Here is a 9,712-nt window from a genome sequence, read left to right on the forward strand (position 1 = left end):
TGCACCGCGTCGAGTTACTCCTGTGCCGCGATCCAGCTTTGCCACTCGGTTTTTGCGCGGTCGGTATAGGCTTTGTAGCGATCCTTGCGCCCGCGGCGTCCGCCCTTGGCCTCGATCGGCGGGAAGAGGCCGAAATTGACGTTCATCGGCTGGAACGTTTTGGCCTCGGCGTCGCCGGAAATATGCGCCAGCAGCGCGCCCATCGCGGTAACACGCGGCGGCGGCGGCAGGGTTTGGCCCTTGATTTCGGCGGCCGCCAGACGACCGGCGACCAGCCCCATGGCGGCAGATTCGACATAGCCCTCGACACCGGTGATCTGACCGGCAAAGCGCAGATTCGGGCGTGATTTCAACCGCATCTGATCATCGAGCAGGGTCGGCGAATTGAGGAATGTATTGCGGTGTATGCCGCCCAGACGCGCGAAACTGGCGTTCTCCAGTCCCGGGATCATCCGAAACACCTCCGTCTGCGCGCCGTATTTCATCTTTGTCTGGAAGCCGACGATGTTGAACAGCGTGCCAAGGGCGTTATCGCGGCGCAATTGCACCACGGCATAGGCTTTTTGCTCGGGGTTATGCGGGTTGGTTAATCCGACCGGCTTCATCGGGCCGTGGCGCAGGGTCTCGCGGCCGCGTTCGGCCATCACTTCGATCGGCAGGCAGCCGTCGAAATACCCCGCGGTTTCGCCCTCGCGGAATTCGGTCTTATCGGCGGCCAGAATCGCGTCGATGAAGGCCTCATATTGATCGCGGTCCATCGGGCAATTCAGATAGGCTTTGCGCTGCTCTTCGGTGTCGCCCTTATCATAGCGCGACTGGAACCAGGCTTTGCTCAGATCAATCGTGTCGAAATGGACGATGGGCGCGATGGCGTCGAAAAAGGCCAGCGCTTCGGTGCCGGTTTCGGCCAGAATCGCCTGCGCCAGAGCGTCCGAGGTCAGCGGACCGGTGGCGAAAATCCATGTGCCATCCGTGGGCAATTGCGAGATCTCGCGGTCCTCGAAACTGATTAACGGATGCGCGCGGAGCTTCTCGGTGACCGAGGCGGAGAACGCGTCGCGGTCCACGGCCAAAGCGCCACCGGCGGGCAGGGCGTGGCGGTCGGCCATCTCCATGATCAACCCGCCCGCGGCGCGCATTTCCCAATGCAGCAATCCGACGGCGTTTTGCTCGTCATCATCCGAACGGAAGGAATTTGAGCAGACCATTTCGGCGTAATTGCCGGTGTGATGGGCGAAAGTGCCGACATGAGGGCGCATTTCGTGCAAAATCACGGGCACGCCGGCCTCTGCAGCCTGCCATGCGGCCTCGGATCCGGCCATGCCGCCGCCGACGATGTGAAGTGTTTTTTCCATGGGCGACAGATAGCGTCGGCGTCCGCCAAAGGGAAGGGCGGGCGGTGCGTCGCGTGGTCAGTTGCCGGTGAATATCGCGTTAAAAAACCGGCGCGCGATGGGATGTCGCGCGCCGGTTAAGGATGATTGTGGTTAACGCGCGAGGTTACGCGTCGCTGTTATCGCCTGGTGGCGTCTCGCTGCCCTCGATTGGCGTCGCAGGGGCGTCGATCTCGGTGATCGCGTCTGCGGGCACCTCGGCGTCTGGCTCGGCTTCGGATTCCGCGACGCGCGCCACCGAGACCACGACCTCGTCTTTGCCGGTGTTGAACACCCGCACGCCACCCGCCGACCGCGAGCGGAAGCTGATCTGGTCAACCGGCACGCGGATCGACTGGCCGGTCGATGTGGCGAGCATGATCTGGTCGCCATTAACCACCGGGAAGGCGGCGATCAACGGGCCGCCGCGCATCGCACGGTCCATTGCCATCACGCCCTGACCACCACGCCCGCGCACCGGATAATCGTGCGAAGACGAGAGCTTACCGGCGCCGCGCTCGGTCACCGTCAGGATCAGATCCTCGGCTGCCGACATTTCGGCATAGCGCTCGGGGCTCAGCTGTCCGGCCTCGATACCGTCGTCGTCTTCGTCGCTTTCAACCTCATCGGCGGCACCGGCCATCAGGCGGCGCTGCTTGAGATAGGCGGCGCGTTCTTGCGGATCGGCGGTGAAATGGCGGATCACTGCCATCGACACAACGCTGTCGCCATCACCCAGACGGATGCCACGCACACCGGTCGAATCGCGGCCTTTGAACACCCGCACATCGGTCGAAGAGAAGCGAATCGCGCGGCCCATCGCGGTGAGCAGCATCACATCGTCCTCGGCCTCGGCAATGCGGGCGTTAACCAGTTCGACGTCCTCGGGCAGTTTCATCGCGATCTTGCCGTTGCGCATCACATTGGTGAAATCCGACAGCGCGTTGCGCCGCACATCGCCCTGCGAGGTGGCAAAGACGATCTGCAGATTTTCCCATTCCTCCTCGGGCGCATCGACAGGCATCAGCGCGGCGATCGAGACACCATTGGGGATCGGCAGGATGTTGACGATGGCCTTGCCGCGCGCGTTGCGGCCCGCCAGCGGCAGGCGCCAGCATTTGATTTTGTACACCATCCCGTCGGTGGTGAAAAACAGCAGATGCGTATGGGTATTGGCGACAAACAGCGTGGTGACGACGTCGTCTTCTTTGGTCGACATCGACGACAGGCCCTTGCCGCCGCGGTTTTGGGCGCGGAAATCCATCAAGGGCGTGCGTTTGATATAGCCGCCCGAGGTGATGGTCACGACCATATCCTCGCGCTCAATCAGGTCTTCGTCGTCCATATCGCCCGCCCAATCGACGATTTCGGTGCGGCGGGGGACGGCAAAGAGGCTGCGAACCTCGTCCAATTCATCGTTAATGATCGCCATGATCCGGCTGCGCGAACGCAGAATATCAAGGTAATCCTTGATCTTACCGGCCAGTTCTTCCAGCTCGTCGGTGACCTCGCGCACGCCCATTGCGGTCAGACGCTGTAGGCGCAGTTCCAGAATTGCACGCGCTTGAAGTTCGGACAGGTTATAAGTGCCATCGTCGTTCAGCGTGTGGCTGGGGTCGTCAATTAGGCGGATATAGGCGGCGATATCCGAGGCTGGCCAGCGCCGTGTCATCAGTTTTTGACGCGCGTCGGCAGGGTCGGCAGAGCTGCGAATCGTCGCCACAACTTCATCGACGTTGGAGACGGCAACCGCCAAGCCGCAGAGAATATGGCTGCGCTCTCGGGCTTTGTTCAGCTCATAAGCGGTGCGGCGGGTGACAACCTCTTCGCGGAAATCGACGAAATTGGTCAGGAAGTCGCGCAGCATCAGCTGCTCGGGCCGGCCGCCATTGAGCGCCAACATGTTGCAACCAAAGGAAGTTTGCATCGGCGTGAAGCGGAACAACTGGTTCAGCACCACATCCGGCGTCGCGTCGCGTTTGAGTTCCACCACCACCCGCACGCCGATCCGGTCGGATTCGTCGGCGACATGGGCGATCCCCTCGATGCGTTTGTCGCGCACCGCTTCGGCGATTTTCTCAACCATTTGAGACTTATTCACCTGATAGGGAATTTCGTCGATGATGATCGCAAAACGGTCCTTGCGCAGCTCTTCGACATGGGTTTTGGCGCGGATAATCACCGAGCCGCGGCCCTCAAGATAGGCTTTGCGCGCGCCGCCACGGCCCATGATCTGCCCGCCGGTGGGGAAATCGGGGGCAGGAACAAATTGCATCAATTGTTCCGAGGTCAGATCGGGGTTTTCGATCAGCGCCTTGGTCGCATCGATCACCTCACCAAGGTTATGCGGCGGAATATTGGTCGCCATACCGACGGCAATCCCGCCCGCGCCATTGACCAGCATATTCGGGAACCGCGCCGGCAGCACCGTCGGCTCGCGGTCTTTGCCGTCATAATTGTCTTGAAAATCAACGGTGTCTTTGTCGATATCGGCCAGCAGATAGTTCGCGGTCTTGTCCATGCGCACTTCGGTATAGCGCATTGCGGCGGGGTTATCGCCGTCCATCGAGCCAAAGTTGCCCTGACCATCCAGCAGTTTCAGCGACATCGAAAACGGCTGCGCCATCCGCACCAGCGCGTCATAGATCGCGCTGTCACCATGCGGGTGGAATTTACCCATCACATCGCCAACCGGACGCGCCGATTTGCGGTAAGATTTGTCATGAGTATTGTTGGTCTCATGCATCGCATAAAGGATGCGCCGGTGCACCGGTTTCAGCCCGTCGCGCAGGTCTGGAATCGCACGGCTGACGATCACGCTCATCGCGTAATCGAGGTAAGACGTGCGCATCTCTTCTACGATTGAAATCGCAGGCGAGGCGGGCGGGGTTCTGTCGATGTCGTCGGGAATTTGGGTGTCGTCGCTCATTCGATGCTCACAGGGGCCTCAGGGGCTCGATCCACAATATTTTGTTGTCTGTCTTATAGCCGAACCCCATAGGGGCGTGCAATGGCAGGCGCGGGGTTTCTGGCTTTTGACCGCGGATTGCGCGTTTTATGGCAGGGAATTTGCCGTTTTCGGCAGGCAGAAGCGGGCGGGGGCAGCGGCGCTGTTCACAAATGCGTGGCCTGCGGGCCCGTGGCGCGAATTTCCGCGGGTCGGTGTTTAACCTTGCGGCAAATGCGGGTGTAATGGGCTAGAGTGACAGGCGCTCACAAGAGGTGTCGCAGGAGGTGTCTATGTACCGCAATATTCTCGTTCCCGTGGCCTATGATGCGGGGTTCAACAGCCAGCGCGAGATTGCTGTCGCGCGCGCGTTGCTGGCCCCCGGCGGCAAGGTGCATCTGTTGCATGTGATGGATCCGGCGCCGGTGATCGCCATCAGCTATGAGCCCGAGGGTTGGCGCGAAGAGATGATCGCGGCGATCAAGGCCGATCTGACCAGCAAAGCCGACACGCTGCCCGATGCGCGGATCGACGTGATCGATGGCGAGCCGGGACACGCGATTCTGGACGCCGAGCAAGCCCGCGGCATTGATTGCATCGTCTTGGCATCACATCGGTCGGATCCCTCCTTATTCGGCTCAACGGCCTCCTGGATTGCGCGCCATGCCACCTGTGCGGTCCATTTGATCCGCTAGGTCTTAAGAAACCGTCAAACCGGCAGGTTTAAAACGCGCGGGAATGAGTTGCGCGCTTTGGTTGAATGCCTGACATTTGAATGCAAAGGTCAGGCATTTAACGTCAGGCAATGATGCTGCAAGTGGTAGCACGGGAATTATATAATTAAATCAAGCGCCTGTGGTCTTCTCTTATCAGTGGCTACCGCTTACCACCCTTGCGTGCGCGTGATCCTGCTTTGCCACCCGTCGAGCGCCCGCGTGCTTTCGCCGCGCCCTCGACAGCCTGTTCAACCGCCGCCTGACGGGCCAGCGGATCATCGGCAATGGTCAATTCGACTGTTTCGAGGCGGCGGACCTCGTCGCGCAGGCGCGCGGCCTCCTCGAATTCCAGATTTTCAGCCGCCTTGCGCATATCATTGCGCAGACCCTCCAGATGTGCCGCCAGATTGGCGCCGACCATTGGCGTGTCGATTTTCGCGGTGACATGCACCTGATCGGTATCGCCCTGCCAAAGCCCGGCCAACACGTCGTCGACGTTCTTTCTGACGGTCTGCGGGGTGATCCCGTGCTCAACGTTATAGGCCATTTGTCGCGCGCGCCGCCGCTCGGTCTCATTGATCGCGCGCTGCATCGAACCGGTGACCTTATCGGCATACATGATCACCCGCCCGTCGGCGTTGCGCGCGGCGCGGCCAATGGTCTGCACCAGCGAGGTTTCCGAGCGCAGGAACCCCTCTTTATCGGCGTCCAGAATCGCCACCAGCCCGCATTCGGGGATATCAAGACCCTCGCGCAAGAGGTTGATTCCAATCAAAACATCAAAGGTGCCCAAGCGCAGATCACGGAGGATTTCGATGCGCTCGATGGTGTCGATATCCGAATGCATATAGCGCACCCGAATGCCCTGTTCATGCAGGTATTCGGTCAGATCCTCGGCCATGCGTTTGGTCAAAGTGGTCACCAGAACCCGTAGCCCGTCCTGCGCCACGCGGCGGACTTCATCAAGCAAATCATCAACTTGCATGCTGACAGGGCGGATTTCGATCTTTGGATCCAGCAGGCCGGTCGGGCGGATGATCTGTTCGGTAAACACACCGCCGGTTTGCTCAAGCTCCCAAGCCGCCGGGGTCGCCGAGACGAACACCGTCTGGGTGCGCATCGCGTCCCATTCCTCGAATTTCAGCGGCCGGTTATCCATGCAGGATGGCAGCCGGAACCCGTGTTCGGCCAGCACCGATTTGCGCCGGAAGTCGCCCTTATACATACCGCCGATCTGCGGCACGGAGACATGGGATTCGTCAGCGAAAACAATGGCATTGTCGGGAATAAACTCAAAGAGGGTGGGCGGCGGCTCACCCGGAGCACGGCCAGTCAGATAGCGCGAATAATTCTCGATCCCGTTGCACACGCCGGTCGCTTCCAGCATCTCGAGATCGAAATTGCAGCGCTGTTCGAGCCGCTGCGCCTCCAGCAATTTGCCCTCGGCATTCATCTTTTTCAGCGTGTGAAACAGCTCTTCTTTGATGCCCTTGATCGCCTGCTGGATGGTCGGGCGCGGGGTCACATAGTGGCTGTTCGCATAGATGCGGATTTTCTCGAAACTGTCAGTTTTCCGACCTGTGAGCGGGTCAAACTCGGTGATTTCCTCCAGTTCCTCACCAAAAAACGACATTCGCCACGCGCGGTCCTCAAGGTGGGCGGGCCAGACCTCGACAACATCACCGCGCACCCGAAAGGCGCCGCGCTGAAAGGCGTGATCGTTGCGCCGGTATTGCTGCGCCACCAGATCGGCGATCACCTTACGCGGGTCATAGAACCCGCCAACCATCATATCGACGGTCATCGCGCTATAGGTTTCGACGCTGCCGATGCCGTAAATACAGCTCACCGAGGCGACGATGATCACATCGTCACGCTCAAGCAGCGCGCGCGTGGCCGAGTGGCGCATCCGGTCGATCGCCTCGTTGATCTGGCTCTCTTTTTCGATATAGGTATCGGTGCGCGCGACATAGGCTTCGGGCTGGTAGTAATCGTAGTAGGAGACGAAATATTCCACTGCATTATCGGGGAAGAAGCCCTTGAATTCGCCGTATAATTGCGCCGCGAGGGTCTTGTTGGGCGCAAGGATGATCGCCGGTCTTTGGGTCTCTTCGATGATCTTGGCCATGGTGAAGGTTTTGCCGGTGCCGGTGGCGCCCAACAGCACCTGATCGCGCTCGCCATTTTGCACGCCTGTGGCCAGTTCGGTGATCGCCACCGGCTGGTCACCGGCGGGCTGGAAGGGGGTGTGCAGGATGAAACTCTTGCCACCCTCCAGCTTCTCGCGCTGGGGCAGGGGCGAGAGCGGCAGATCGGGCAGGTGATCGGGGCGATTGTTGTGCATCAAAGTCTCCGGAAGCGCGGTATGGCTAGAATTGTGCCTATTTTGTTCTTGTTCAAGGGGGTGCGGGCTTCTAGGCTTGACTGAGGCCATAAAACAGCGCGATTTAGGTAAAACAGCGCGATTTGGGTGTTTGGCGGTGCTCGGATGGGTCAGGTTGACGGGTTCATACAGGTTTGCGCCAGCGGCGGCGGGCGTGGGCTGCTTTTCGCTTGTCCTTCGCGTTTGATTTGGGGATAAAGCGGCAGGTTATTTCGGAGATTTGCCATGCGCGCCCGCATTTATCGTCCCGCTCGCAATGCGATGCAGTCTGGAACTGCCCGCACCAAGTCTTGGGTTCTGGATTACACGCCGGGTGAAGCCCAGCGGCAGGACCCCTTGATGGGTTGGACCGGCTCGGGCGATACGCAGCGCCAGGTGAAACTGCGCTTCGCCACGCAGGCCGAGGCTGAGGCATTCGCCAAGGCGCAGGGCATCGACTATGTGGTGCTGCAGCCGAAAAGCCGCGCGGTGAATATCCGCCACGGCGGCTATGGCGAGAATTTCGCCACCAATCGCAAGCAGGTTTGGACGCATTGAGCGTTTTGTAAATCGGGACAAAGTTCTCGCGGAATCGGGGTAAAGATCCCGCGGAGCTGTTCTCTTGACTACATATAGTAGGTTGTTTGGGTTGCGCTGCATGATTTCGATTTCATCCATCGTGCGAGCCAATTCGAGATCTACAGCCAATAGCGGGCGGCCTTTCGGGGTCGCCCTTATCGTTTCACGCCCGGCCGGAGCCTATTTCTGATGACCATCACCCACCTCGTCACCCATTCCGGCGGCTTTCATGCCGATGAGCTTTTGTCCTCGGTTATCCTGACGCGGCTTTACCCCGAAGCGGAGCTGGTCCGCAGTCGCGACACCAGATGGATCACGTCCGGCGCCGACCGGATCATCTATGACGTCGGCGGGGATTTCGATGCGGCGGCGCAGATATTCGATCACCACCAGCGGCCCAATCCGCTGCGCGAGGACGGGCAGCCTTATAGCTCGTTCGGCTTGATCTGGGCGCATTACGGGCGCGAATATCTGCGCGCGATGGAGGTGCCCGAGCATGATATCGAAGCGATCCACGTCTCCATTGATCGCGGCTTTGTGCTGCCCGTCGATCTCCTGGACAATGGTGCGGTCAATGCCGCCGAGGCGGGGCCGCTGTTTGCCGGATTAACCTTGCCGGTGCTGCTGGAAAGCCTGAAGCCAGTGTTTGATGACCGCGCCGATGGCGTTGACGACCGCGCCTTCATGGCGGCCCTGCCGGTGGCGCGGGCGTTTGTCGAGGCGCAGGTCCGGCACAAAGCCGCGAAACTGCGCGCCGAGGCGATGGTCTTGGCCTCGATTGAGGCGGCGGGCGCGGGGCGCGTATTGGAACTCCCGATGGGCATGCCGTTTCGCGCCGGCGTCGAGAAGGCCGGCGCGGATCACCTGCTATTTGTCGTCTACCCGCGCGGCAGCGACTGGGCGCTCACCACGATCCGCCTGAGCGGCGACACCTTCGAGAACCGCGCCGATGTGCCCGCCGCCTGGGCCGGTCTGACCGACGCCGCCCTTGAGGCCGCCAGCGGCGTGAAAGGCGCGAAGTTCTGCCACAACGGCCGCTTTATCGTGGTGGCGGCGACGCGCGAGGCGGTGTTGCAAATGGCGCAGATCGCGGTGGGAGAGGCCTTGGCCGAGGCCGGTTAGCCTTGGTGGGATTAGGTCTCCAGCTGCTGATAGTATTATTATTGCATCGCAGGAGCTGTGACGTTCGAAAATCCACGGCCACAATTCACCCGGCCAGAGAGCAGCTTTGAACAGTTCGGGTGGGAAGCGGACTTTTGCTGCGGATGCGAGAAGGCGGATACCGAATGAAATAAGACGCCGTTCGTGCTGGCGCGAACCTGAGTGCGGCGATTGATCGTCTGTCAGTTGTTCGTAAGCACGGCGCTTGCGCCTGTATATCCTACGTATTCGCCACTATGTTACAATCCTCTATGAAAGGGAGAGGCGCAAGGCATGTGCGAAGAAGATTCGGACAACGGGGAGCAACAGCCCACACCAGGCATCGACTACATCGTCACGCGAGAGCAGTTGGACCTTTTGGACGTGAACCGAACGCTCGCAGAGGTCGTCAGCGTCGAATGTTTCGATGTCAATCGGTGCGTGACAGACCTTGATGGAGAGCGCCCATGACCTGCCCCCCGCGAGATCCCTCACTTTAATGTAGAGTTTGCTCAACCATGAAGGAGCAAACATATGCGAAAGAGCCGTTTTACTGAGTCGCAGATTATTGGGATGATTAAGGAGCAAGAAGCAG

At 60.1% G+C, this 9,712-nt stretch carries 7 protein-coding genes; 3 read left to right on the forward strand and 4 right to left on the reverse strand.

Annotation, left to right across the window (positions count from 1 at the left end; translation table 11 throughout):
- Positions 1-14 precede the first annotated feature (14 nt).
- Positions 15-1,355: a methylenetetrahydrofolate--tRNA-(uracil(54)-C(5))-methyltransferase (FADH(2)-oxidizing) TrmFO gene (trmFO, locus tag DDE20_RS07555; RefSeq protein WP_116557832.1), complete on the reverse strand. Its 1,341-nt coding sequence runs from the start codon at positions 1,353-1,355 to the stop codon at positions 15-17.
- 145 nt (positions 1,356-1,500) lie between these two features.
- The gene (gene gyrA / locus DDE20_RS07560) at positions 1,501-4,302 is read right to left on the reverse strand and encodes a DNA gyrase subunit A (RefSeq protein WP_116557833.1); all 2,802 of its coding nucleotides are present in this window, start codon (positions 4,300-4,302) and stop codon (positions 1,501-1,503) included.
- Between the two features lie 311 nt (positions 4,303-4,613).
- Here gyrA and DDE20_RS07565 point away from each other — a divergent pair, with 311 nt between their 5' ends.
- Positions 4,614-5,015 carry a universal stress protein gene (locus DDE20_RS07565; protein ID WP_116557834.1) on the forward strand — a complete coding sequence of 134 codons (402 nt, stop codon included), beginning with the start codon at positions 4,614-4,616 and terminating at the stop codon, positions 5,013-5,015.
- 181 nt (positions 5,016-5,196) lie between these two features.
- Here DDE20_RS07565 and uvrB read toward each other — a convergent pair whose 3' ends face one another.
- Complete coding sequence (gene uvrB, locus DDE20_RS07570; protein WP_165814450.1) at positions 5,197-7,380, reverse strand: excinuclease ABC subunit UvrB; 2,184 nt, start codon at positions 7,378-7,380, stop codon at positions 5,197-5,199.
- A gap of 264 nt (positions 7,381-7,644) precedes the next feature.
- Between uvrB and DDE20_RS07575 the strand changes: the two genes are divergently transcribed.
- A complete protein-coding gene (locus tag DDE20_RS07575; RefSeq protein WP_116557836.1) occupies positions 7,645-7,956 on the forward strand; it encodes an ETC complex I subunit in 312 nt (103 codons plus the stop codon).
- A gap of 210 nt (positions 7,957-8,166) precedes the next feature.
- Entirely contained in the window at positions 8,167-9,099 is a 933-nt protein-coding gene (locus DDE20_RS07580; RefSeq protein WP_116557837.1) for an MYG1 family protein, read from the forward strand.
- Positions 9,100-9,387: 288 nt separating this feature from the next.
- Here DDE20_RS07580 and DDE20_RS19120 read toward each other — a convergent pair.
- On the reverse strand, positions 9,388-9,712 hold a 325-nt coding region (locus tag DDE20_RS19120; RefSeq protein ID WP_205961632.1), incomplete at its 5' end, for a hypothetical protein.

It is taken from the genome of Pararhodobacter oceanensis, assembly GCF_003076755.1.
GTDB lineage: Bacteria > Pseudomonadota > Alphaproteobacteria > Rhodobacterales > Rhodobacteraceae > Pararhodobacter > Pararhodobacter oceanensis.